The sequence below is a fragment of the Pseudomonas sp. WS 5059 genome (assembly GCF_012985525.1).
Classification (GTDB): domain Bacteria; phylum Pseudomonadota; class Gammaproteobacteria; order Pseudomonadales; family Pseudomonadaceae; genus Aquipseudomonas.
Window position 1 is genome coordinate 203,268 of record NZ_JAAQWO010000005.1, and the last position, 24,563, is coordinate 227,830.

Here is a 24,563-nt window from a genome sequence, read left to right on the forward strand (position 1 = left end):
TTAAAAGTTGTCAGTGGAAGTGAACACGCCGACGCGAAGGCCTTCGGCGGTGTAGATCTCGCGACCGTCGACAGTCACCGAACCGTCGGCAATGGCCAGGTTCAGCTTGCCCTTGAGGACGCGCTTGATTTGAATGTTGTAGGTGACTTTCTTGGCGGTTGGCAGGACCTGGCCAAAGAACTTCACTTCGCCCGAACCCAAGGCGCGACCGCGGCCCGGCAGGCCTTGCCAGCCGAGGTAGAAACCGACCAGTTGCCACATGGCATCCAGGCCCAGGCAGCCTGGCATCACCGGGTCACCTTCGAAATGGCAGGCGAAGAACCACAGGTCCGGGGTGATATCCAGCTCGGCGACCAATTCACCTTTGCCGTACTTGCCACCCTCTTCGCTGATATGGGTGATGCGATCCACCATCAGCATGTTAGGGGCGGGCAGTTGCGCGTTACCTGGGCCGAACAGCTCACCGCGACTGCAGCGCAGCAGGTCTTCCCGGGTAAAGGCGTTTTGTTTGGTCATGCGAGCTCCTCAATAATCCCATGCGGCAGGGCCGGGTAAATCTTCCCGACCGACTGAAGCGTGCTTGCCTCACGTCGGCAGCCTACAGGTAGACTATTGCGTTGTAGTGAAAGTCACAGCATCAAGGACATGAATGTACACTTGTGCACTGAAATTTTAAACCGGACTCATTTATAGGCCCACTCGGGTGCCTAAGACTGCCGCACTTTCGTGTTTCACGCCAGTCGCAGTTGGCTGATGGTGCTGATCTAATGCACCCAGCGCTGTAGGATTTGCTGCAAATCCGTGCGTTTGAACGGCTTGGCCAGGTAATCGTTCATTCCAGCGGCCAGGCACGCCTCGCGATCGCCCTGTAACGCATTGGCTGTCAGGGCAATGATTGGCAGGTCGGCGCAGCCGGGCAATTGGCGAATCTGGCGGGTGGCTTCATAGCCGTCGATCACCGGCAGCCGGCAATCCATCAGGATCGCCGTGAAAATCAGGCTTTCGGCACTGCGAATCGCTTCGGCGCCATCGGTGGCGATGCTCACCTCGAACCCCAGGCTGCGCAGCATGGCTTGAACCACCGTGCGGTTGACCGGGTTGTCCTCCACCAGCAACACATTGCGACCTTCACCGGCACTGGCTTTGTGCTGGGTGGCTGCGGCGATCTGCGGCAGGCTCTGTTGGTAGATCGCCAGGGGGATTTCCAGGGTGAACACCGACCCCAGGCCTTCTTCGCTCTTGGCGCGCAAGGTGCCGCCCATGCGCTCGGCCAGGGTGCGGGCAATCGGCAGGCCCAGGCCGGTGCCGCCGTAACGCCTGGAGATAGAGCTGTCCGCCTGTTGAAAAGCATCGAACATCAGTTCCAGGCGCTCGGCCGAGATGCCAATCCCGGTGTCGCGCACGGTGCAGGTGAACCACAGCAGTTCATGGTCCAGGGTCTGCCAGTTGGGCTCGACGCTGACCGTGCCCTGCTCGGTGAATTTCAGCGCATTGCCGATCAGGTTCACCAGGATCTGCCGGATCCGCGTCGGGTCGCCCTGCACGCGCAACGCCTCCATGCCCGGCGGGATCGGCAGTTCCAGGATCAGCCCGCGCTGTATGGCGCTGTGCTGGAAGGCCTGGGCGCAACTGTTGATCAGGTCCACCAGGTTGAACGGGATATGTTCAAGCTCCAGGGCCGAACGTTCGATACGCGAGAAGTCGAGGATATCGTTGATGACTTTGAGCAGGTGCTCGGTGGACTCCGAGGCCAGCGCGGCGTACTCGGTCTGCTCGTCGGTCATGGACGTGGTTTCGAGCAGTTGCAGCATGCCCAGCACACCATTCATCGGCGTGCGCAGTTCGTGGCTCATCATCGCCAGGAAGTCGGATTTTGCGCTGTTGGCGCGCTCGGCTTCCTCGCGCGTCTGGATCAACTGGGCCATGGCCTGCTGCTGTTCGCGGCTGGCGTGGTGCAGGCCTTCGGCAAGGTTGTTGATATGCCGGGACAGATCGCCCAACTCCGAGTCGTCGACAATCGGCAGCGGGGCCCTGTAGTCACCCTGCTGGATCGCCTTGACCGCATGGCCCATGGCGCTGATCGGCTGCGACAGGCTGGCGGCCAGGCGCCGCGCCAGCAGGAAGGTAAAGAGCAGGGCAAACAGGGCGAGGATCGCGGCCTTGAAGAGGATTTCCTGCTGGCGCTGGCTGAAGGCGTCATTGGACATGCCGACGATCACCCGCCCCAGGTAGTCGGCCCGTGGCGCTTTGGATTGCGCGGTGCTGTCCTGGAAAAAATCGTTGCCCAACTGGATATGCTGCAGACGGATCGGCGCCTGGAAGATTTTCACCGACAGCGAGCGGTCGTGCTTTTCCGATGGCTGCTCCACATACACCAGGATGTTTTCCGCGCTGTCCTGGATTTCCAGGAAGCGCACGTGCGGCGTGGCCAGGGTCGCCCGCAGCAGGCTGTCGAGCACGTCGTTGTTGCCCGAAATCACCCCGTACTCGGTGGCCGGGGCCAGTTGGTTGGCGATCAGTTGGCCGGTGTGGTCCAGTTCCTGGCGCAGATCCTGGATCCGCACGAAGGTAAAGAAGCTGATCAACAGCAACGTCAGCAACAGGGCCGGGCCCAGGGTGATGATCTGGGTGCGGGTGTTGATATCCCAGCGGCGACGCAAGGTCATGGGTGTTTCTCCCCTTCGGCCAATCGGGTCGCGACGGCGGTCTCATCCACCTGTTCGATCCCCAGCGAGCGCGCCACTTGCGGGTTGCCCACGACTTTGAAGTGTTCCGGATACAGCGAGCGCGGCCAACTGGCCGGCGGGCGATCGAGCAGGCGGTCAAGTACATCCAGCCAGTCGGCCTGGTCGCTGTAGGTACTGGCCAGGCTGCCGGCCCGTACGAAGCCGGCGTTGGGCCCGATCAGCGGCAACTGCCTGGCGTAGCTGCTCAGCAGCAGGTTTTTCACGGTCTTTGGGTTGTACAACTGCGGATCATCCAGCCCCAGCAACACATCGCTGTTTTTGAACAGGTTCAGCAACGGGCGACTGTCATTAATGTTGTCCCAGTGCTGGGCGACGATTTCCAGGCCCTGGGCCGACGCATGCTGGCGCAACTCTGGCAGCAGGAATTCGCTTTCGCTGCCGTACAGCACGCCGATACGCCGGGCCTGGGGCAGGATATTGGCGATCAGACGCAACTGCCGGTTCAGGGGCGGGTCGCTCCACAGCAGGCTGATCTTGCCAGGCACATGGTTGCCCAGGCGCTCGCGGGCTTGCAGGCGACTGATACGCAGCACCAGGGTGGCCGGGCCCTGGGGATCCTGCAGGCGCCAGTCGAGGCTGGGCGGGTCCAGCAGGACCAGGCGGGTGCTGCTCGGCAGTTGGCCAGGGGCGGGCATGTCTTGCAGGGCCTTGAAGGTGACGCTATCGGCAGGGCGTTGCTCGCGCAGGGCCTGGGTGAATGCCTGCACGCCGGGGCCATCCTCGGCGGCGGTCAGCAGGATTTCGGCGCTCCACACGGGCTTGGCCAATGCCAGGCTGGCGAGCAGCAGGCAGCGGCGCCAGAACCTGGCGCCGAAGAGGGCGGTCATCCTTGACTGGGCAGGGTTCATGTCAGAACTCTAACTCCGCACTGAAGTAGAGGACGTGGCGCTGGTCGTAGTTATTGTCGACCTGGGTGGTGGGCTGGTGGTCGAGGCGTTGTTGCAGCATGCCGGCCAGCTCCAGGTTGGCCTTGCCCAGGGCGATGCGTTTGGCGACTCGCATGTCGACCCGTTCAAAGCGATATTGATTGAGTGCATCGTTGCCATAATAGAACAGCGCGCTGGACCAGCCTTGCCCCCACTCGCGCATCCAGCCGGCCGAGCCGCTGTTGCGTGCGGTCTGTTGGCGGTCCAGCGCGTTGCTGGCGTCGGCATCCACGTAAGCATAGGTCAGGCGCAGGCGGTCGGCGGTACTCAAGTGCCAGTCCAGCTGGGTCTCGGTCCCGGTAAAACGCGAGCTGTTACTGTTGCTGGCGATGTACTGGTTGTTGCGCAAGGGCTCGCTGATCATGCCGGTGATTTCGTCATAGAACAGCTTGACGTCGAGGTTCAGCCCAATGTCGGCAAAAAAACCGTTGTAGCCCAGCTCCCGGGAGCGCATCAGCTCCTTGTCGAGGTCGCCCGGGCCCCGGGTCTTGACGAAATACTGCCCGGAGTTCTGCCCGTACACGGGGGAACTGAGGTTGGTGACCCGGTAGCTCCAGTTCACATTGTTCTCGAACATGTCCGGCGAGCGGATGGCCTCGGAGTACACCGCGCGCAGCCCATGGCGCGGGTTGATCAGGTAGTTGACCGCGACCCTGGGCGTGAGCGAATTGCCGCTCAATTGGGTGCTTTCGTACATCGCCCCGCCCTGCAACAGCCAATGTTCGCTGGCGCGCCATTCCAGATGGCCGAACAGGCGCCAGGTGGTGTCGTCCAGCCGGCCATTGAAATAGGTGTCGGAGTCGGCGCGGTCGTAGCGGTAATTCATGCCGCTGACCAGGCGCAGGCTGTCGGACAGGCTCAGGGTGTCCTGTACTTCCAGGTCGTAGCGGCTTTCCTTGGTGCTTTGGTCGATGTTGCCGCAGACGCTTTCCTTGCCGCCTTGATTCCACTGTTCGATGACCTCTTGGGCCAGCGCCTGCTCGGCTGCGGAACCCTGCGGTGGGGTGCCGCCCTGGTAATCCTGCATGTGCCGCGCCAACTTTTCAGCGTAGTTGGGGTTCATTTGCCACAACTGTGTCAACTGCGGGCTGAACGAGACCTTGGCGTCACAGGCTTTCCACACCTGGCGGCGATCCCACTGCTGCGCCGAACCCTGGATATACAGGCTGTGGTCGGGGTTGAAGTCGAAGTTCCAGCGCAGGGAGGCGGCGTAGTCCTTGGCGCTGACGTCGGAATCAGTACCACCATCGGTAATCCCGGCAAACACCGGCTTGTAGGTGTACGGCCGCTGGTTGGTCCCTTCCTTGGCGTTGATCTGCCAGTCGATGCTTTGCTGCTGGTCGAGGGTCTGGCTGACTTTCAGGCTGAAGCGGTTGAGGCGCCGGCTATCGCGGTAGTCGGCACCCACCCGGTCGCTGTCAAAACCGTCGTCTTGTTGCCCGGACAGCGACAGCCGCAGGTTGCCGGTGTCCCAGCCCAGGCCCTGGCTGGCATACCAATCATTGATGCCGCGCTCGCCCCGGGTCATTTTCATCCGGGTGCCCAGGCTGTTGGCCGGCGAGCGGGTGAGGATATTGACCACTGCCATCAGCGCATTGGCGCCGTAGCTGACGGTATTGGGCCCACGGAACACCTCGATCCGCTCGATATCCTCCATGGCCACCGGAATATCGCTCCAGTCCACCGTGGCGAGGCCGGCGCGGTACACCGAGCGGCCATCGATCAGCACCTGCATGCGCCGTGCTTCGCTGGCGTTGGTGCCGTGATAGTTGACGGCAGCCTGGTTGCCCGAGGTGTAGCCCACCATCATCCCCGGCACCAGGCGCAGCAACTCGGCGATATCCCGCGCGCCGCTGGCCTTGATCAGTTCGCTGTCGATCACCGTCATGCTGCCAGGCACGGCGGCGGCCGACTGCTTGAGCCGGGTCGCCGTGAGGACCTGGGGCAGCGGTTGGTTGTCGAGGAACAGATCGTCGGCCAGCAATGGCGCACTGACCAGCAGCGCCAGAAACACAGATGAACGAGGAGGAGGGCCCAAATACACGGCACGGCCTTGATAATTGCGGATAGCCGCCCATGTTAACTGAGGCGGGCGCTTTTGCCAGTCGGCGCTATCGCAATTACTGTGGTCTATCCGGCCATTTTCCGACAATCGCGGGAAATTACGGAAGGGCTGGCCGCCATCGGGCCGGCCCGTATAATGCCGCCATCGCCACTGCTATGGATTAACGGATTGCATATGACTGAACAGCGCCCAATTGCGGTCCTGGGAGGCGGAAGTTTTGGTACCGCCGTGGCTAATCTGCTGGCCGAGAACGGCCATCAGGTGCGTCAGTGGATGCGCGATCCCGAACAGGCCGAGGCCATCCGGGTCAACCGGGAAAACCCCCGTTACCTCAAGGGCATCAAGATTCATGCGGCGGTCACGCCGGTCACGGACCTGCAGGCCACCCTGGATGACTGCGACCTGTGCTTCGTCGCGCTGCCTTCCAGCGCCCTGCGCTCGGTGCTGGCGCCCCATGCCGAGCGGCTGGCGGGCAAGATGCTGGTCAGCCTGACCAAAGGCATCGAGGCCCAGACCTTCAAGCTGATGAGCGAAATCCTCGAGGACATCGCGCCCCAGGCCCGTATTGGCGTGCTCTCCGGGCCGAACCTGGCGCGGGAAGTGGCCGAACACGCCTTGACCGCCACCGTGGTCGCCAGTGAAGACGAGGCCCTGTGCGAACAGGTGCAGGCGGTGCTGCATGGCCGCACCTTCCGTGTCTATGCCAGTGCCGATCGCTTTGGCGTGGAGCTGGGCGGTGCGTTGAAAAACGTCTACGCCATCATCGCCGGCATGGCGGTGGCCCTGGGCATGGGGGAAAACACCAAGAGCATGCTGATCACCCGCGCGCTTGCGGAAATGACCCGCTTTGCGGTCAACCAGGGCGCCAACCCCATGACGTTCCTCGGCCTGGCCGGGGTGGGCGACCTGATCGTCACTTGTTCGTCACCGAAAAGCCGCAACTACCAAGTGGGTTTTGCCCTGGGCCAGGGCTTGAGCCTGGAAGATGCCGTCACCCGCCTGGGTGAAGTGGCCGAAGGGGTCAACACCCTGAAGGTGCTCAAGGCCAAGGCCCAGGAGACCGGGGTCTATATGCCGTTGGTCGCCGGCCTGCACGCGATCCTGTTCGAAGGGCGCACCTTGAACCAGGTCATCGAGTTGCTGATGCGTGCCGAACCCAAGACCGATGTCGACTTTATTTCCACCAGTGGTTTCAACTGAGGAACGCGCGATGAACGATCCGAAAACAGCACCCAAGTATGAATCCATTGTCCTGCGCATCCTGTGGATGCTGGTGTTTGCCCTGGTCTGGCAAGTGGCGCAGTTCATCCTCGGGGCGTTGGTGGTGGTGCAGTTGATCTACCGCCTGATCTACGGCGCACCGAACCTGGGCCTGATGAACTTTGGCGACAGCCTCAGCCAGTTCCTCGCGCAGATTGGCCGCTTTGGCAGCTTCCACAGCGAGCAGAAACCCTGGCCCTTCGCCGATTGGCCAACCCCGCGCGCTCCGGAAGGCGAGGCCGCCCACGGCGTGCCGCCAGCCCCGCACCCGGTGCGCGATGAAGAGCCCAAGCTATGAAACTGTGGATATTGCGCCACGGAGAGGCCGAGTCCCATGCGTCCAGCGACGCCCAGCGCAACCTGACCGAGCGGGGCCGCGAAGAAGTGCTGCACAGCGCCGCGTACCTGATCGGCCAACCCATCAGCGCAATCATTGCCAGCCCTTATGCGCGGGCGCAGCAGACTGCACAGTTGGTGCGTGAGGCGCTGGGGTTTGTGCCAGAAATCCGCACCGTGCCGTGGCTGACGCCGGACGGCAACCCCCTGCAAGTGCTGGAAAAACTCGACACCGATGACAGTGTGCTGCTGGTCAGCCATCAGCCATTGGTGGGCAACCTGATCAGCTTTTTACAGCACGGCCACCAGCGCCAGCCGCAACCGATGCACACCGCCAGCCTGGCGGAGCTGGAAGGGGACTTTCCGTTGGCGGGGCTGATGAGCCTCAATAGCGTCAAAAACCCCTGATTTTTCAGGCACAACACAATCACCTGTGGGAGCGGGCTTGCCCGCGATAGCGGTGTAACAGTCGACATTTCTATTGACTGACCCATCGCAATCGCGGGCAAGCCCGCTCCCACACTTATTTGTGTTGTGCCTGCAAGTAACTTGCAGCGCCCTTTGTGCATGGAATAGTCTACCAAGCAAGTGCTTGGTTGGTTGATTTCGATAAAAACACACAGGAGCGCGTCCCATGTCTGTCGCTTTTCGTTTGCCGCTGCAGGTCTTCTTTGAACGTGAGGCGCGCCATCCGCGCCAGCGCTTCCTGGTCCAGCCCCTGGGCGGCGGAGAGGTGCAGACGCTCACCTGGGGCGAAGCCGGTCACCAGGCCCGTTGTGCCGCCCATTGGCTGCGCGCGCGGGAGTTGCCCCAGGGCTCGCACATTGCCCTGATCTCGAAAAACTGCGCGCACTGGATCATCGCCGACCTGGCGATCTGGATGGCCGGGCATATCTCGGTCCCGCTGTATCCCAACCTCACCGCCGATTCCGTGGCCCATGTGCTGGAGCACTCCGAGGCCGCGTTGGCGTTTATCGGCAAGCTTGACGACTGGCCAGCCATGGCCCCAGGCATCAAGGCCGGGCTTGCGACCATCAGCCTGCCGCTGTGCCCCGAGGGTGAGTTCGACTTCACCTGGGCCGACCTGCAAGCCTGTTCGCCGATCCAGGATGACCCCGCGCCTGCGGCCACGGACCTGGCCACCATCATTTACACCTCCGGCACCACTGGCCTGCCCAAGGGCGTAATGCATACCTTCGGCGGCCTGGCGTTCGCGGCGACCCGGGGTACCGAGCTGTTCGGCCTGGGGGAGGGCGATCGCCTGCTGTCTTACCTGCCGCTGTGCCATGTGGCCGAGCGCATGTTCGTCGAGATGGCGGCGATCTACACCGGGCAAACGGTGTTTTTTGCCGAAAGCCTCGACACCTTCCTCGCCGACCTGCAACGCGCCCGGCCCACGGCCCTGTTCGGCGTGCCGCGGATCTGGACCAAATTCCAGATGGGGGTGTACGGCAAAATCCCGGAAAAACGCCTGGACCTGCTGCTGCGCTTGCCATTTATCGGCAAGCGTGTCGGCCACAAGGTCCTTGCCGGCCTCGGGCTGGACGCGGTCCGGGTGGCCCTGTCCGGTGCCGCGCCGGTGCCCGAGGCGCTGCTGCGCTGGTACCAGCGCCTGGGCCTGGACGTGCTGGAGGTGTATGGCATGACCGAAAGTTGTGGTTATTCCCACGTCTGTCGCCCCGGCCAGCAGAAAATCGGCTGGATCGGCCTGCCGTGCCCGGACGTGGAGGTGCGCATCGATCCGGCTGGCGAAGTCCAGGTACGCAGCGGCGCGACCATGCTCGGCTACTTCAAGGACCCGCAGAAGTCCGCCGAGACCCTCACCGAGGACGGCTTCCTGCGTACCGGCGACAAGGGCGAGCAGGATGCCGAAGGCCGCTTGCGCCTGACCGGGCGCCTCAAGGAAATCTTCAAGACCAGCAAGGGCAAGTACGTGGCCCCGGCGCCCATCGAAAACCGCCTGGCGGAGCACGGGCGCATCGAGCAGGTGTGTGTGGTCGGCGATGGCCTGAGCGCGCCGATGGGCTTGTGCGTGCTGTCTGCGGTGGGCCTGCAAGAGGCAGCCAGCGAGGCCCGGCAATCCTTGCACGGCAGCCTGGAGCGCCTGCTGGAGGAGGTCAACCAGGTGCTGGATAAACATGAGCGCTTGCGTCAACTGGTGGTGGTGAAAGACAGTTGGGCCGTGGAAAACGGCTTTCTGACGCCGACCCTGAAGATCAAGCGCAACGTGATCGAGTCAACCTACGGTCCACAGTTCCAGGCCTGGAGCGCGCGCTCCGAGGCGGTGCTGTGGCAGGATTGAGCATTCAATAAAATCAATAAGGACACTGCAATGAGCCTGTGGCGCACCCTTCCCAATATCGAGCAACTCAATGCCATCCAGAAAAACACCATTGGTGAAGTGCTGGACATCCGTTTCGAACGCTTCGACGACGAGTCCCTGACCGCCAGCATGGTGATCGACCACCGCACCCATCAACCCTATGGCCTGCTGCACGGTGGGGCCTCGGTGGTGTTGGCCGAAACAGTCGGCTCCATGGCGAGCTATTTGTGCATCGACGCCAGCAAGTTCTACTGCGTGGGCCTGGAGATCAACGCCAATCACCTGCGCGGCCTGCGGTCCGGGCGGGTGACGGCGGTGGCCCGGGCGATCCATATCGGGCGCACCACCCATGTCTGGGACATTCGCCTGACCAGTGACGAGGGCAAGGCCAGTTGCGTGTCGCGCCTGACCATGGCCGTGGTGCCGCTGGGCGAGAACCCGCCAGCGCGATAGGCGTGGCGTGAGTGTCATCATTCCTGGCAGTTACAGTCATTGCTGTAGCGACCGGGGGTGGGGACAATCGATTTCTGTTTTTGAAGATGGGCAGGCTATGTCGCAACATGTGTTTTTCACCCATGCCAATGGCTTCCCTTCGGCGACCTACGGCAAATTGTTCGCGGCCCTGGCGCCGGAGTACGCAGTGGCGCACCTGTCACAGCACGGCCACGATCCGCGGTTTCCGGTGGATGACAACTGGCAGAACCTGGTGGACGAATTGATCCACCACCTGGAACAGCAACCGGAGCCGGTGTGGGGCGTCGGCCATTCACTGGGTGGGGTGTTGCATTTGCATGCGGCCTTGCGCTGCCCGCAGTTGTATCGCGGGGTGGTGATGCTCGACTCGCCGGTGCTGACCCTGGCCGACCGCTGGGTGATCCGTGCGGCCAAGCGTTTTGGCCTGATCGACCGTCTGACCCCGGCTGGCCGCACCCTGGGCCGGCGCGAAGAGTTCGCCGATCTGGAGGCCGCGCGCCAGTATTTTTCCGGCAAGACGTTGTTCCGCGGGTTTGACCCGGATTGCCTGGAGGCCTATCTGCAACACGGTTTGCACCAGGTCGGCGATCGCCTGCGCCTGCGGTTCGACCCGGCCACGGAAATCAGCATCTACCGCGGCGTGCCACACACCAGCCCTGGCCAGACTCGCCAATTGAAAGTGCCACTGGCCGTGGTACGCGGCCGGCAGAGCCGGGTGGTGATGCGCCATCACGCCAGCGGCGTCGTGCGCCTGCCCATGGGCGAGATGCTGACCATGCCCGGCGGCCACATGTTTCCCCTGGAGCGCCCGCAGGATACGGCGACCTTGATCAAGAACCTGTTCACCCGTTGGCAAGCCCGCGAGCGCAGTTGCGCATGACCGTGCCTGTCGAAGAAGTGCGCCTGAGCCTGCCGCATATCGAGCTGGCGGCCCATCTGTTCGGCCCGCAAGACGGCCTGCCGGTGATCGCCCTGCATGGCTGGCTGGACAACGCCAACAGCTTCGCGCGCCTGGCACCCAAGCTGCACGGCTTGCGTATTGTCGCCCTGGACATGGCCGGCCACGGCCACTCGTCCCATCGTCCGGCCGGCGCAGGTTATGCGCTGTGGGATTACGTGTTCGATGTACTGCAAGTGGCCGAACAACTGGGCTGGAAACGTTTTGCATTACTTGGCCACTCCCTCGGTGCAGTTGTTTCCACCGTACTGGCCGGGGCCATGCCGGAGCGCGTGACGCATTTGGCATTGATCGACGGCGTGATCCCGCCGACCGCCACCGGCGAGAACGCCGCCGAGCGCCTGGGCATGGCCTTGCAGGCGCAAATCAACCTGCAAGACAAGCGCAAGCCGGTGTATGGCAGCCTCGACCGGGCGGTGGAGGCGCGGATGAAAGGTGTGGTCGCCGTCAGCCGTGAAGCCGCGGAACTCCTGGCCCAGCGCGGCTTGATGCCGGTACCGGGCGGCTACACCTGGCGCAGCGACAGCCGCCTGACACTGGCCTCGCCGATGCGCCTGACGGAAGAACAGGCCATGGCCTTCGTGCGCCGGGTAGCTTGCCCTACGCAGTTGGTGGTCGCACAAGAGGGCATGCTGGCCAAGCATCCCGAGCTGCTTTCGCAGCTGCCGTTCACCGTGACGACCCTTGCAGGTGGCCATCATTTGCACCTGAATGACGAGCCGGGGGCCGCTCTTGTTGCAGACTGTTTCAATCGGTTCTTCACCGCGCCTTGACTTGGCGGGGGCAACTGTCGAGGCTGGGCGGATTGAAAGGGAGTCAACCATGAACAATCCGAATACCGCGAAGGCATCCACCGGCCCAGGCGCACCGATCCGATGAGTAGTGCCAAGGGAATTATCCGTGTGCTTGGGCTGTGCTGCGTCAGCCCGTTGGTTTTCGCTGCTGATCTACCGGGAAGCCAGGATCTGCCCAGCGTGGCCCGTCAGGTGGATGCGCAGATTGTCGACTACCGTCCCGCCGAAGAAAAAGAACGCATCTACCCGATGGGCGCGATCCGCAAGATCAGCGGCCAGTTACGTTACGAAGGCCAGGCCACGGCGCGTGGTCAAGTGACCGCCATCACCTATGAACTGCCCGCCGAGCACAGTTCCAGCGCGGCCTTCAAATCCACGCGCGAGGCCTTGCAAGAGCAGGGCGCACAGTTGCTGTTCTGGTGCCAGGCCCGCGATTGTGGCGAAAGCAGCCTGTGGGCCAACGAGGTCCTGGGCAATGCCAAGCTGGTGGGCGCCGATGGCCAGCAGGAATTCCTCTTGCTGCGCCTGGCCGCCCCCCAGGACAACTCCCTGGTGGCGCTGTACGGCATCACTCGCGGCAATCGCCGGGCGTACCTGCATGTGGAGCAAATGGACGCCAGCGCGCCCTTGGGGCAATTGCTGCCAACCTCGGCCACGTTGTTGCGCGAACTGAAAAGCACCGACGAGCTGGATTTCCCCTCGCTGGGGGCTGAGCCCGACGCCACGTGGCTGACCCTGATTTCCCGTGGATTGAACCTCGATACCACCTTGCGGGTCAGTTTGAGCGGGCCCAACGCCGAAGCCTGGCGCCAGGGCCTGATCGACAAGGGCGTACGCGCGGCGCGGTTGGAAACCGCCACTAGCGAGGCCAAGGGCCTGCATCTGCAAGTGATCCGCTGATCGTTCCAGGGCGAACGGACCCGTGCCGTTCGCCTAAGCTCTTCCTCTACAGACTTTTTTCGAGAAACCACATGCTCAACAATGATCGCCTGCTGGTGCAGATCCTGCTCCTGGTGCTGTTTGGTGCCAGTTTCTGGGTGATGGCGCCGTTCTGGTCGGCGCTGTTCTGGGGCGCGGTGCTGGCGTTTGCCAGTTGGCCGCTGATGCGCCTGTTGACCCGCGCCCTGGGTGGCCGCGAGTCCCTGGCCGCCGGGATCCTGACCCTGGGCTGGATGCTGCTGGTGGCGGTGCCGCTGGTGTGGCTGGGCTTCAACCTGGCCGACCACGTGCGCGACGCCGTGGCGCTGATCAAGGACGTCCAGGTCGACGGCCTGCCCGAGGCGCCCACCTGGCTGGGCTCCATCCCGTTTGTGGGAGAGCGGCTGGTGGGCATGTGGGACAGCATCGACCAACAGGGCGCAGCCTTGATGGTCACGATCAAGCCGTACCTGGGGCAGGTCGGCAACTGGCTGCTGGCCCGTAGCGCGCAGATCGGCGGCGGCATTCTGGAGCTGACCCTGAGCCTGGTGTTTGTGTTCTTTTTCTACCGCGACGGGCCGCGCCTGGCGATGTTCGTCCACCGTTTGCTGGAACGCTTGATTGGTGAGCGTGCCGGGTACTACATCGACCTGGTCGCCGGTACCGTACAGCGGGTGGTCAACGGCGTGATCGGCACCGCCGCCGCCCAGGCACTGCTGGCACTGATCGGCTTCCTGATCGCCGGCGTGCCGGGGGCACTGGTGCTGGGCATCGTCACCTTCCTGCTGAGCCTGATCCCCATGGGCCCGCCGCTGGTATGGATCCCGGCCACGGCCTGGCTGGTATGGAAGGGCGATTACACCTATGCGGTGTTCCTTGGCGTCTGGGGCACATTCATCATCAGCGGCGTGGACAACGTGCTCAAGCCGTACCTGATCAGCCGCGGCGGCAACCTGCCGCTGGTGATTGTGCTGCTGGGGGTATTTGGTGGCTTGATCGCGTTTGGCTTTATCGGCTTGTTTATCGGGCCGACCTTGCTGGCAGTGGCGTATAGCCTGTTGACGGATTGGAGCGCCAGCCAGGCGCAGGTTCGTCGCGAGGACAAGACAAACTGATCTCTGCTAGGAGCCGGCAGGCCGGCTCCTACAGGGGTTCGCTTCTGGGTAGCCACATTTTTGCCGTCAACCCACCGCCTGGTGTTTCCTCCAGGCTCAATCTACCCCCCAACCGCTCCACCGCCTCCTTGGCGATGGTCATCCCCAGCCCCACGCCCCCGGAATTACGGTTGCGCGAGCCTTCCAGCCGAAAAAACGCTTCGAACACCGCTTCCCGCTGTTCGGCGGCAATCCCCGGCCCATGGTCGATCACCCGAATCACCAGCGCCTGGGGGCTATCCTGCAGTTCAATGCGCGCCGTACCGGCATAACGCAGGGCGTTGTCGATCAAGTTGTTCAGGCACGAGCGCAAGGCCATGGGTTGCACTTGCAGCGGGGCGCTTTGGCCCAGGCACTGCACGTCTGCGCCCTGGTCCTGGGCGTTTTCGCTCAAAGATTGCACCAGTGCCTGCACGTCCAGCCACTGTCGGCTTTCGCCGGTGCGTTGTTCGTGCAGGTAGCTCAAGGTGGCGTCGAGCATGCCGATCATGTCGTCCAGATCGTGGCGCATCTGGCCCTGCAAGCGCATATCGTCGATCTGCTCCAGGCGCAGCTTGAGCCGCGACAGCGGGGTGCGCAGGTCGTGGGACACTGCGCCGAGCATGCGCGCGCGCTGGCTGACTTGTTCGCGGATGCGCCGTTGCATCAGGTTGAAGGTCGAGGCAGCCTGGCGGGCTTCGCGCGGGCCGGATTCGTCCAGGGGCGGGCTGTCCAGGTCCAGGCTCAGGCGCTCGGCCGCCGCGCTCAAGCGCTGGATCGGGCGGCTGAGCAGCTTGGCGCCGAACCACGCGGCGATGATCAGCGAGATACATTGGAAGGACAGCAGCACCACCGCGCCTCTGAGTCTGGGACGGCTATGTATCTGGGGCTCCAAGGTACCGTCCGCTTGTTCGACCAGCGTTGTGACAGGCGGTGGTGGCGGCGGGCCGTAATGCTGGAACCAAAGGATCGCCAGCACATGGGCCAGCACAATGCCCACCAGCAACACCCCGAACAGGCGGCCAAACAACGTGTTGAAGGCGTTGCGCATCAGCCAATGTCTCGCGCGTCGAACAGGTAGCCTTCACCGCGCACGGTCTTGATCAGTTGCGGGGCCTTGGGGTCGTCCCCCAGTTTCTGGCGCAGGCGCGAGACCAGCAGATCGATGCTGCGGTCAAAGGCTTCGATCGAGCGCCCACGGGCGGCATCCAGCAACTGTTCGCGGCTGAGCACCCGGCGCGGACGTTCGATAAATACCCACAGCAAACGGAATTCGGCGTTGGACAGCGGCACCACCAGGCCGTTGTCGGCCACCAGTTGGCGCAGCACGCTGTTGAGGCGCCAGTTATCGAAGCGGATGTTGGTCCGCTGCTCGGTGCGCTCATCACGAACCCTGCGCAGGATGGTCTGGATCCGCGCCACCAGTTCCCGGGGTTCAAACGGCTTGGACATATAGTCGTCAGCCCCCAGCTCCAGGCCGATAATGCGGTCGGTGGGTTCGCAGCGGGCGGTCAGCATCAGGATCGGGATATCCGATTCGGCCCGCAGCCAGCGGCAAATCGACAAACCGTCTTCGCCCGGCAGCATCAGGTCGAGCACCACCACATCAAAGGTCTCGGCCAGCATGGCCTGGCGCATGGCGGCGCCATCGGTCACGCCGCTGGCGAGGATGTTGAAGCGGGCCAGGTAATCGATCAGCAGTTCGCGGATCGGCACATCGTCGTCGACGATCAGCGCGCGGGTGTTCCAGCGCTTGTCCTCGGTGGCGGGCTCGTGGTTCAGGGCACAAGGGGTATGCATGGTGCGATCATCTGCCTGGTTGACCGTCGGCCCAGGGGCGGCGACGGGGTAGGTGCGTTGAGCGTAGGCGCCGTGTCGGGGCATGCGGGCGAGGCTACTGGCGGGGCATGTTGCAGGCGTGTCGTGAATGTATCGACTTTGAAATATTAGCCGCTTCTCCCAGAAAAGTAGGCAGTCGGCGAGGATTTACCGATCATCGGATCCCGCAAAGCCGCTGCTTGCGCTACAATCCGCGCCGATTTCGACTTGCCTGAGAGCCCATTCCAATGTCCGTCTGCCAGACTCCTATCATCGTCGCCCTGGATTACCCCACTCGTGACGCCGCACTGAAGCTGGCTGACCAGTTGGACCCCAAGCTCTGCCGGGTCAAGGTCGGCAAGGAATTGTTCACCAGTTGCGCCGCAGAAATCGTCGGCACCCTGCGGGACAAAGGTTTTGAGGTGTTCCTCGACCTGAAATTCCACGATATCCCCAACACCACCGCAATGGCGGTCAAGGCCGCTGCCGAGATGGGCGTGTGGATGGTCAACGTTCACTGTTCCGGCGGCCTGCGCATGATGGCCGCGTGCCGTGAGGTGCTGGAGCAACGCAGCGGTCCCAAGCCGCTGCTGATCGGTGTAACCGTGCTGACCAGCATGGAGCGTGAAGACCTGGCCGGTATCGGCCTGGATATCGAGCCCCAGGAGCAAGTGCTGCGCCTGGCGGCCCTGGCGCAGAAGGCCGGCCTTGATGGCCTGGTCTGTTCGGCGCTGGAAGCCCAGGCGTTGAAGGCCGCCCATCCGGCGTTGCAGTTGGTGACTCCGGGGATTCGCCCGGCGGGCAGCGCCCAGGACGACCAGCGCCGCATCCTTACCCCGCGCCAGGCGCTGGATGCGGGTTCTGATTACCTGGTGATTGGTCGCCCGATCAGCCAGGCGGCTGATCCGGCCAAGGCCCTGGCGGCGGTGGTTGCTGAAATCGCCTGATGCCTTTGCGCTAAAAATGTGGGAGCTGGCTTGCCAGCGATACAGGCACCTCGGTTTTTCAGTCAGTCCGAGGTGATGCTATCGCAGGCAAGCCAGCTCCTACATTTGCTTATGGTGTGTCGGCTGGCACCCAATCCCACAAGGGCTCTGTGGGGTGTCAGTTGACCTTGAGTACCAACTTGCCAAAGTTCTCGCCGTTGAACAGCTTCATCAGCGTCTCCGGGAACGTCTCCAGCCCCTCGACAATATCTTCCTTGCTCTTGAGCTTGCCCTGCGCCATCCAGCCGGCCATTTCCTGGCCGGCGGCGGCAAAGTTCGCCGCGTGGTCCATCACCACAAACCCTTCCATGCGCGCCCGATTGACCAGCAGCGACAAGTAGTTGGCCGGGCCCTTCACGGCTTCCTTGTTGTTGTACTGGCTGATGGCACCGCAGATCACTACCCGCGCCTTCAGCGCGAGGCGGCTGAGCACGGCATCGAGGATATCGCCGCCCACGTTGTCGAAATACACATCCACGCCTTTCGGGCATTCGCGCTTGAGGGCCGCCGGCACGTCTTCGTGCTTGTAGTCGATGGCCGCATCGAACCCCAGTTCATCCAGCAAGAACTTGCACTTGTCGGCGCCGCCGGCAATCCCGACCACGCGGCATCCCTTGATTTTGGCGATCTGCCCGGCAATGCTGCCTACCGCCCCGGCGGCGCCGGAAATCACCACGGTGTCGCCGGCCTTAGGCATGCCGGTGTCGAGCAGGGCGAAGTAGGCGGTCATGCCGGTCATGCCCAGCGCCGACAGATAGCGCGGCAACGGCGCCAGTTTCGGGTCGACCTTGTAGAAACCTCGCGGCTCGCCGAGGAAGTAATCCTGCACGCCCAGGGCGCCATTCACATAATCGCCTACGGCGAATTTCGGGGTGTTCGAGGCGATGACCTGGCCTACGCCCAGGGCGCGCATGACTTCACCGATGCCTACCGGCGGGATGTAGGACTTGCCTTCATTCATCCAGCCACGCATGGCCGGGTCGAGGGACAGGTACTCATTACGCACCAGTACCTGGCCGTCCGCCAGGTTGCCCACTGGCACTTCCTGAAAGGTAAAGGTGTCCCGCGTGGCCGCGCCGACCGGGCGTTTGGCAAGCAGGAATTGGCGGTTGGTCTGGGCAGTCATGGCAGGGACTCTGGGTAAATGAACCTCAAGTGATAGACCTTCCAGGCGCCAGGAGCAAGTTCGGCCGATGCCTGCGAATGCCCGTCGATAGGCTGGCCTGATAGTGGGCACGGCACACTTATCACTGCCACGCATGGGCGTTCAACCGGCCTTCTGATAGTGCTGACGCGCGGCGCCGGGCACTGGCTATGCTGGGCGAACGGGTATTCATCCAAGGATAAAAGCTATGAGCATGACGTTTTCCGGCCAGGTCGCCCTGGTCACTGGTGCCGCCAACGGCATTGGCCGCGCCACGGCACTGGCATTTGCCGAGGAGGGCTTGAAGGTGGTGGTCGCCGACCTGGATGTGACGGGCGGCGATGGCACGGTCGCGCTGATCCGCGAGGTGGGCGGTGAGGCGGTGTTCGTGCGCTGCAACGTCACCCTGGAGGCGGATGTAAAGAACCTGATGCAGCAGGTGTTGAACAGTTATGGCCGCCTGGACTATGCGTTCAACAATGCCGGCATCGAAATCGAACAAGGCAAGTTGGCCGACGGCACCCTGGATGAGTTCGACGCGATCATGGGCGTCAACGTCAAGGGCGTGTGGTTGTGCATGAAGTACCAGTTGCCGTTGCTGCTGGCCCAGGGCGGCGGGGCGATCGTCAATACCGCGTCGGTGGCCGGGTTGGGGGCTGCGCCGAAGATGAGCATTTATGCGGCGTCCAAGCATGCGGTGATTGGCCTGACCAAGTCGGCGGCCATCGAGTACGCGAAAAAGAAAATCCGCGTCAACGCCGTGTGCCCGGCGGTGATCGACACCGACATGTTCCGCCGCGCCTATGAAGCCGATCCGCGCAAGGCCGAATTTGCCGCCGCCATGCACCCGGTCGGGCGTATTGGTACGGTCGGGGAAATCGCCAGTGCGGTCCTGTATTTGTGCAGCGATGGTGCGGCGTTCACCACCGGACATGCATTGGCGGTGGATGGTGGGGCGACCGCTATTTAGGACCTGCTGCCGTGCACCACTGGGAAAGTGATTTGAGGCGCTGTGGGGCGTTTCCGCAGGTGGCAAGATGCCTTGGTTTATTGTGTTTCAATAGGTAAATAATTCAATAAAATCAATGATTTAATAAATTTATGAGCGGGGTGATCCGGACCTTCTGTGCTTAACTGTTTTGAGTTAAAACCAAACAGTTGAAGGGGGTGGCTCATGGATTTAGGGATCAATCGACAAGCCCTTGTACCGGTGGTTCAGCAAATTGTCAGCGCCATTGCCGCATGGATCCGAGAGAGCGGGGTCAGCCCTGGAACGCGCCTGCCGTCCATCCGGCAACTGGCTCATGACAACCTGCTCAGTCAATCCAATGTGATTGAGGCCCTGGAGCGCATGGTGGCCGAAGGGATGTTGGCCTCAAGGGCCGGCTCGGGGTTTGTTATCGCCGAACAACCTGTGGCCAGCAGTCCACTGGCAGAGTGCCAGTGGTACGAGGGCGCGGAGCGCAGGTGGGGAGCCTTTACCGATAACCAGTTGGGCGAATTGAAGCTGGGGTGCGGCTGGCTGCCGGACTCCTGGCGTGAAAGTGATGACATCAGCTACGCGATTCGCGAAATCAGCCGTACCGATACCGCAGGGGTTTTCAACTACAGCACGCCCCTGGGGTTGCCGGTGTTGCGTGAGCAATTGCACAAGCGCCTGACGCAGATCCAGGTGGCCAGCAGTACCGAGCGCATTCTCACCACCCATGGTGCCAGCCATGCCCAGGACCTGCTGATCCGCACCTTGCTCAAGGCCGGCGATACGGTGGTGGTTGAGACCCCTGGCTACGGCAACCTTTATCGTCAGTTGGCCTTCCACGGCGTCAAGTTGCTGGAGGTCCCCAGGACCCGCAGTGGCCCGGACATCCAGGCCCTGGAGGCGCTGCTGGCCAGCCACCGCCCCAAGTGCCTGTTCATCAACAGCCTCTACCACAACCCGACCGGTAGTAGCCTCTCGCGGACAGTGGCCGAGCGCCTGCTGCACCTGGCCCACGCCCGGGACTTCCTGATTGTCGAGGAGGATGTCTACGGCGACCTGCAACATGCTTCCTGTATCAGGCTGGCGGCATTGGCCCATGGTGATCGGGTCATCTATGTCTCGAGTTTTTCCAAGACCCTGAGCAGCGCCCTGCGAGTCGGCTATCTCACTGCCAGCACGGCCTTGATCGGCCAAGTGCTCAAGCTCAAGACCCTGACGGGCCTGGGCACCTCGCGCTTCGCCGAAGCGATGGTGGCGAGCCTGCTGGCCAACGGCACCTACCGCAAATGGGTGCAACGCCTGCGCCGTCGCTTGAGCACGGAGATGGCGAAGACGTTGCAGGTGCTGGAGGACGAAGAGTGGGAGGTGTTTGCGGTACCTGCAGGTGGCATGTTTGTGTGGGCGCGCCCCGGCGCAGTGGATGGCACGAGGTTGCATGCCAGGGCGCGGCAGCTTGGGGTCCTGCTGTCTTCCGGGGAGTTGTTCAGCCCGACCGGCGAGCACGCCGATTGGCTACGGATCAACGTGGCCTATGCCTGTGATCACCGGGCCCTGGCGTTGTTCAAGGCGATGGGGCCTGCAGGATCGACCTCCACCATTCTGAAAACGACGGGTATGTAGCTTTTTGCCATTATTGTGGCGCCAACGTCTTGTGTTGCCGGGGCCGGGGTTGCGAATCTCGTTGCATGGATACCGGGCTTGCTGGCATTCGCCACGCCAAGAGGATTTTGCGCAATGATTTGGGCCGTGCAACGACGATTTGCCAACCTTGGGCTGGCCAGGAAACTGGGGCTGGGGTTTGCCCTGGTATTGCTACTGACGGCCCTGGTGGCGGCGATTGGCGTGTGGTCCCTGCAAACCGTTGGCCAGCGTTTTGTGGGGCTCAAGGGCATGTCTTCGCTCAATGAAGGGCTGCTGAACGTGCGCCTGATCGAGCAGGAGTATGCGTTGCGCACCGACGCCAAGTCGGTCGAGGCCCTGCACCAGCGGGTCGATAGCCTGTTGGCCGAGGCGCTGGCGCTGAACATGAGCGAGGTCGGGCAGGCCCTGGCTGCCTATCGCAAGGCGTTTGACGAGTTTGTCGAGCTGACCCAGGCCAAGGACCTGGCATTGGAAATGGCCAGTTGGTCGGTGTCCAGCGTGGCCAACAACCTTGATGTATTGCAGGCCGGCCTGGCCGACGACGGGGCCTATGGCCTCAAGGAAAGCCAGGGTAGGGAGGGCGCCGAGTTTATCGAGCAGGCCGGCCAGGTGGCGCAGGTCTCGCGCCTGATGTTGCAGGCCATGAACGAAGCGCGGGTGCGTCTGGATCAAAGCCGCAAGGGTGATGAGGACAGTGCCGGGCAAGGCCGCATCGAACAGGCTGACCAGGCCCTGGCCCAGGCCGAACAACTGAAGACCCTGGTCAAGGACCCCGGCTATCAGACGGTGCTTAATGAAGTGGTCGGGCACATCGGCGCCTTCAGCGAAAAACTCACCGAATACACCGGCCTGTTGGCCCAGGAAAAGATCGTCTACCAGCAGTTGCATGAGCGGGCGGCGCAGGTGGTGGCGCAGGTCAACCAGGCCTATGCCGCCCAGGACCAGTCGATGCAGGCGCAGTTGGCCAAGAGCAGCTTGCTGATCATTGTTTCGTCGGCCCTGGCCTTGTTGGTGGGGGTGATTGCGGCGTGGCTGATTACCCGGTTGATCGTGCTGCCGCTGCGCAGCGTGATTGGCGTGGCCCGGCAGATTGCCGCCGGGGATCTCAGCGGGCGCATGGAGGTGAGCCGACAGGACGAAATGGGCCAGTTGATGCAGGCGATGCAGCAGATGGGCGGGGGCCTGAGCAGCATGGTCAGCGGGTTGCAGGCGGGCATTGCGCAATTGGCCAGCTCGGCTCAGTCGTTGTCCAGCGTGACCGAGCAGACCAACCTCGAAGTCAGCAACCAGAAAGAAGAAACCGAGCAAGTCGCCACCGCCATGAACCAGATGGCCGCCACGGTGCATGATGTGGCGCGCAATGCCGAGCAGGCCGCCCAAGCGGCGCAAACCGCCGACGACAAGGTCGACAGCGGCCAACAGGTGGTGCGCCAGAGCTTGCAGCGCATCGAGTTGCTGGCCAGTTCGGCGACATCCGCCAGTACCAGCATCGAGAGCCTGAGCGCGGAAATCCAGAACATTGGCAGCGTGCTGGAGGTGATCAAAAGCGTGGCCGAGCAGACCAACCTGCTGGCACTCAACGCGGCCATCGAGGCGGCACGCGCCGGCGAGCAAGGGCGCGGCTTCGCGGTGGTCGCCGATGAAGTGCGGGCCCTGGCCCGGCGCACCCAGCAATCGACGGAAGAAATCGAACGTCTGGTCAGCACCCTGCGCAGTGCAGCGCAGTCCTCAGTGCGGGATATCCAGCACAGTGGCGAGCTGGTGAAACTGGCCGTCAGCGATGCCCTGGAAACCGAAAGCGCCTTGGGCAGCATTGCGGCGGCGGTCTCGCTGATCCAGCAGATGAACCAGCAGATCGCGGCGGCCGCCGAACAGCAGAGCTCAGTGGCCGAAGAGATCAACCGTAGCGTCACCAGCATCCGCGCCAGTGCCGATCAATCGGCGCTGAGCATGCAGGGTAACGCCGCGTCGAGCATCGAGTTGGCGCAACTGGGGGCGGAACTCAAGGGGATGGTGGGGCATTTCCGGTTGTAATCATATTCAGGACCGGAACGAGTTCCCTGTGGGAGCTGACACCCTGAGGTGTACATCGCGGGCAAGCCCGTTCCCACAGGGGAATGTAGCTGCGTGCCTCGGCATCTCATCCATGTTGGAGATACGCAAGGTGTGATCAGGCGTGATTTGCCAAAAAGGTCAGCAGCGCCTCATTGACGAAATCCGGGTTTTCCCGGCTGGAGATATGCCCTGCACCCGGGATCAATACCAGATCGCAGCCAATCAGCTCAGCCATCTCCTGCGCCTCTGCGGGTGGGCGCGGCTGGTCTTCGTCACCGCACATCACCAACGTAGTATCGGAGTTCAGGCGGCACAGGCCTGCCATCGCATCACCTCGACCGAAAATCAGGCGCCCCAGGGGCACAATGCTCTGTAGCAGGCGATCCTTGGGGAAGTCACGCAGGGATTGGCGGAAGTCCTGATACAGCGCAGAGTCGCGGTCGATGCCGGGGCGGAAGAAGATCGGCACGATGATATCCAATAGCGCATCTGAGATAGCCCCCGTGGCTTCAATCGCGCTGAGCAGCGCGAAATACTTTTCGCGGGTCGCCTCAGGCTCTGCGCCCAGGTAGGTGTCCATCAGCACCAGGCTATTGACCCGCTCGGGCGCCAGTAGCGCCAGCGGGGCGCCCCACATGCCGCCGACTGACAAACCCACCAGATTGACCTTGGCAAGGCCCAGGTGGTCCAGTAGCGCCAGGGCCTGGCGCGCCAGGTCGTCCAGGCTCTGGGTCGATGCTGGCAGTGGGCCGGACTCACCGTGGCCCCACAGCTCTGGCACGATCACTCGGTACTGTTGCGACAGGGCGGCGATCTGCGGTGCCCACATCTGCTGGTCCCACAGGTAGCTCTGGCCGAGCAGGACAGCTGGGCCAGAACCCTGGTCCACGTAGTGCAAGGGCTGATCATCAATGATGGCGATAGGCACGGCTTGCCTCCTTGGTTAAGTGCATGAAGTGCACTTTTGTACGCGAATTATAGAAGGGGGGATAGCCGCAGGATGATGGCACCGAGTGCAGGAAATGCACCCGGTGACTTAAGTACAGGAGGGGGTCAATCGTAGATGACTTTCTTTTTCCATTCGGCATCCGCGTCATCGGCCTTTAAGCCTGCGGTCAGTTCATTGACCTCTTCTGCGGTTTGCTGGCTGTTGGTCAGCACCATGGAGTTGGCGCGCGCCAATTGTTTTTCCAGCAGTTGCAGGTGCTGGCTGTAGGTGGCCGGCTCAGGCTGCTTGCGCAGGTATTGCACGCCGCGCTCGAACGCCAGGCGCGCCTGGCCGGGTTGCGCCTGTTGCAACGCGTGCTGGCCAAGATTGTTGAAGAACTCGATGTGCAGCAGCACCAGCAGGTGACGGATCTCGCGGATCCAGTGCTTGGCCTCATTGGTCGGCAAAAAGCCGTCCTGGGCGGCGCGGGTGACCTGGCCGTGCAGGGCTTCGAGCAGAAAGCGCACATCCTTGGCCTTGGCTTCGGTCTGGATCGGTCCCGGGGGGTTGTTCACCGGGATCGATTCGCCCTGGCCTACCAGTGCTTCCAACTCGGCAATACGTGCCTTGATAGTGGCGCTGGATTTGTTCAGGTGAAGCATGCGTTGGTTGACGTTCAGTTCCAGGCGGGTCAGCAGCAGCTTGAGCTGCGGCGTCATCAGTTGGCCAGGGAACGTCTCGGTGATCTCGCCACAGCGGCGCAGCCGATCGTTGAGTTCGATCTGGGCACGGGCCTTTTCCAGTTTGTTGTTTTCCACCACGTGGTTCATGTAGCCAATGGCGATCAGTATTACGATCCCGGCTATTACCAGCAGGGTGATCATGAGTGGTGTCACCGGTGTGACCTCTTTATGGGATGTGCGTTGAAGTGTAGTGATTGGCGCATGCGGCGGATAGGACTCTTCGACGAGATGAGTCGGTGCTTTCATCTGTATATGTAGGCATCGTCTTTATAGATGCACATTGCCATCATTCGCGGGTGGGGACTATAACGCCTTGTCGGGCGCCAGAATATAGG

The 24,563-nt window shown here is 62.6% G+C and carries 22 protein-coding genes and 1 pseudogene; 14 read left to right on the forward strand and 9 right to left on the reverse strand.

Annotation, left to right across the window (positions count from 1 at the left end; translation table 11 throughout):
• The 4 genes from fabA to HBO12_RS16115 form a co-directional block, all read right to left on the reverse strand.
• The gene (gene fabA, locus HBO12_RS16100; protein ID WP_003210552.1) at window positions 1-516 is read right to left on the reverse strand and encodes a 3-hydroxyacyl-[acyl-carrier-protein] dehydratase FabA; all 516 of its coding nucleotides are present in this window, start codon (window positions 514-516) and stop codon (window positions 1-3) included.
• Between the two features lie 248 nt (window positions 517-764).
• Window positions 765-2,666, reverse strand: coding sequence for an ATP-binding protein (locus tag HBO12_RS16105; protein ID WP_169956799.1), 1,902 nt, complete (start codon window positions 2,664-2,666; stop codon window positions 765-767).
• Window positions 2,663-3,595, reverse strand: coding sequence for an ABC transporter substrate-binding protein (locus HBO12_RS16110; RefSeq protein ID WP_222932600.1), 933 nt, complete (start codon window positions 3,593-3,595; stop codon window positions 2,663-2,665). The genes HBO12_RS16105 and HBO12_RS16110 overlap by 4 nt, the downstream gene beginning before the upstream one ends.
• A 1-nt stretch (window position 3,596) precedes the next feature.
• Entirely contained in the window at window positions 3,597-5,717 is a 2,121-nt protein-coding gene (locus tag HBO12_RS16115) for a TonB-dependent receptor domain-containing protein (protein ID WP_170042650.1), read from the reverse strand.
• A 195-nt stretch (window positions 5,718-5,912) separates the two neighbouring features.
• On the opposite strand from HBO12_RS16115, the gene HBO12_RS16120 reads away from it, so the two are divergent.
• From HBO12_RS16120 to HBO12_RS16160, 9 genes are all read left to right on the forward strand, one after another.
• A complete protein-coding gene (locus tag HBO12_RS16120; protein ID WP_169956803.1) occupies window positions 5,913-6,938 on the forward strand; it encodes an NAD(P)H-dependent glycerol-3-phosphate dehydrogenase in 1,026 nt (341 codons plus the stop codon).
• Window positions 6,939-6,948: 10 nt separating this feature from the next.
• On the forward strand, window positions 6,949-7,296 hold the full coding sequence (locus tag HBO12_RS16125; RefSeq protein ID WP_170042651.1) for a DUF4389 domain-containing protein: 348 nt from the start codon (window positions 6,949-6,951) through the stop codon (window positions 7,294-7,296).
• Window positions 7,293-7,742, forward strand: coding sequence for a phosphohistidine phosphatase SixA (sixA, locus tag HBO12_RS16130; protein WP_170042652.1), 450 nt, complete (start codon window positions 7,293-7,295; stop codon window positions 7,740-7,742). The genes HBO12_RS16125 and sixA overlap by 4 nt, the downstream gene beginning before the upstream one ends.
• 226 nt (window positions 7,743-7,968) lie before the next feature.
• Window positions 7,969-9,636: an AMP-binding protein gene (locus HBO12_RS16135; RefSeq protein WP_170042653.1), complete on the forward strand. Its 1,668-nt coding sequence runs from the start codon at window positions 7,969-7,971 to the stop codon at window positions 9,634-9,636.
• Window positions 9,637-9,666: 30 nt separating this feature from the next.
• Entirely contained in the window at window positions 9,667-10,110 is a 444-nt protein-coding gene (locus tag HBO12_RS16140) for a hotdog fold thioesterase (protein WP_169956808.1), read from the forward strand.
• 97 nt (window positions 10,111-10,207) lie between these two features.
• Window positions 10,208-11,011 (forward strand): alpha/beta fold hydrolase, encoded by an 804-nt coding sequence (locus tag HBO12_RS16145; protein ID WP_170042654.1) that lies wholly within the window; start codon window positions 10,208-10,210, stop codon window positions 11,009-11,011.
• Window positions 11,008-11,862 carry an alpha/beta hydrolase gene (locus HBO12_RS16150; RefSeq protein WP_169956812.1) on the forward strand — a complete coding sequence of 285 codons (855 nt, stop codon included), beginning with the start codon at window positions 11,008-11,010 and terminating at the stop codon, window positions 11,860-11,862. The genes HBO12_RS16145 and HBO12_RS16150 overlap by 4 nt, the downstream gene beginning before the upstream one ends.
• A gap of 102 nt (window positions 11,863-11,964) precedes the next feature.
• Window positions 11,965-12,783 (forward strand): DUF4892 domain-containing protein, encoded by an 819-nt coding sequence (locus tag HBO12_RS16155; protein WP_169956814.1) that lies wholly within the window; start codon window positions 11,965-11,967, stop codon window positions 12,781-12,783.
• Window positions 12,784-12,854: 71 nt separating this feature from the next.
• Window positions 12,855-13,916, forward strand: coding sequence for an AI-2E family transporter (locus tag HBO12_RS16160; RefSeq protein WP_169956816.1), 1,062 nt, complete (start codon window positions 12,855-12,857; stop codon window positions 13,914-13,916).
• Window positions 13,917-13,944: 28 nt separating this feature from the next.
• Here HBO12_RS16160 and HBO12_RS16165 read toward each other — a convergent pair whose 3' ends face one another.
• Window positions 13,945-14,985, reverse strand: coding sequence for a sensor histidine kinase (locus HBO12_RS16165; RefSeq protein WP_170042655.1), 1,041 nt, complete (start codon window positions 14,983-14,985; stop codon window positions 13,945-13,947).
• Window positions 14,985-15,734: a response regulator gene (locus HBO12_RS16170; RefSeq protein ID WP_169956845.1), complete on the reverse strand. Its 750-nt coding sequence runs from the start codon at window positions 15,732-15,734 to the stop codon at window positions 14,985-14,987. Before HBO12_RS16170 ends, HBO12_RS16165 begins: the two co-directional genes overlap by 1 nt.
• 266 nt (window positions 15,735-16,000) lie before the next feature.
• Here HBO12_RS16170 and pyrF point away from each other — a divergent pair, with 266 nt between their 5' ends.
• The gene (pyrF, locus tag HBO12_RS16175; protein WP_029292743.1) at window positions 16,001-16,699 is read left to right on the forward strand and encodes an orotidine-5'-phosphate decarboxylase; all 699 of its coding nucleotides are present in this window, start codon (window positions 16,001-16,003) and stop codon (window positions 16,697-16,699) included.
• A gap of 157 nt (window positions 16,700-16,856) precedes the next feature.
• Here pyrF and HBO12_RS16180 read toward each other — a convergent pair whose 3' ends face one another.
• Window positions 16,857-17,864: an NADP-dependent oxidoreductase gene (locus HBO12_RS16180; RefSeq protein WP_170042656.1), complete on the reverse strand. Its 1,008-nt coding sequence runs from the start codon at window positions 17,862-17,864 to the stop codon at window positions 16,857-16,859.
• Window positions 17,865-18,090: 226 nt separating this feature from the next.
• Here HBO12_RS16180 and HBO12_RS16185 point away from each other — a divergent pair, with 226 nt between their 5' ends.
• The 4 genes and pseudogenes from HBO12_RS16185 (at window position 18,091) to HBO12_RS28795 (ending at window position 22,536) form a co-directional block, all read left to right on the forward strand.
• A complete protein-coding gene (locus tag HBO12_RS16185) occupies window positions 18,091-18,852 on the forward strand; it encodes an SDR family oxidoreductase (protein ID WP_170042657.1) in 762 nt (253 codons plus the stop codon).
• A 204-nt stretch (window positions 18,853-19,056) separates the two neighbouring features.
• Entirely contained in the window at window positions 19,057-20,481 is a 1,425-nt protein-coding gene (locus HBO12_RS16190; RefSeq protein WP_170042658.1) for an aminotransferase-like domain-containing protein, read from the forward strand.
• A gap of 969 nt (window positions 20,482-21,450) precedes the next feature.
• Window positions 21,451-21,627, forward strand: a pseudogene (locus HBO12_RS28790) (methyl-accepting chemotaxis protein); the annotation flags it as partial.
• Window positions 21,628-21,831: 204 nt separating this feature from the next.
• A complete protein-coding gene (locus HBO12_RS28795; RefSeq protein ID WP_371923399.1) occupies window positions 21,832-22,536 on the forward strand; it encodes a methyl-accepting chemotaxis protein in 705 nt (234 codons plus the stop codon).
• A gap of 136 nt (window positions 22,537-22,672) precedes the next feature.
• On the opposite strand, the gene HBO12_RS16200 is transcribed toward HBO12_RS28795, so the two are convergent.
• Both HBO12_RS16200 and HBO12_RS16205 read right to left on the reverse strand, forming a co-directional pair.
• Complete coding sequence (locus HBO12_RS16200; protein ID WP_169956827.1) at window positions 22,673-23,485, reverse strand: alpha/beta fold hydrolase; 813 nt, start codon at window positions 23,483-23,485, stop codon at window positions 22,673-22,675.
• Between the two features lie 125 nt (window positions 23,486-23,610).
• Window positions 23,611-24,381: a hypothetical protein gene (locus tag HBO12_RS16205; RefSeq protein ID WP_092234781.1), complete on the reverse strand. Its 771-nt coding sequence runs from the start codon at window positions 24,379-24,381 to the stop codon at window positions 23,611-23,613.
• Between the last annotated feature and the right edge of the window lie 182 nt (window positions 24,382-24,563).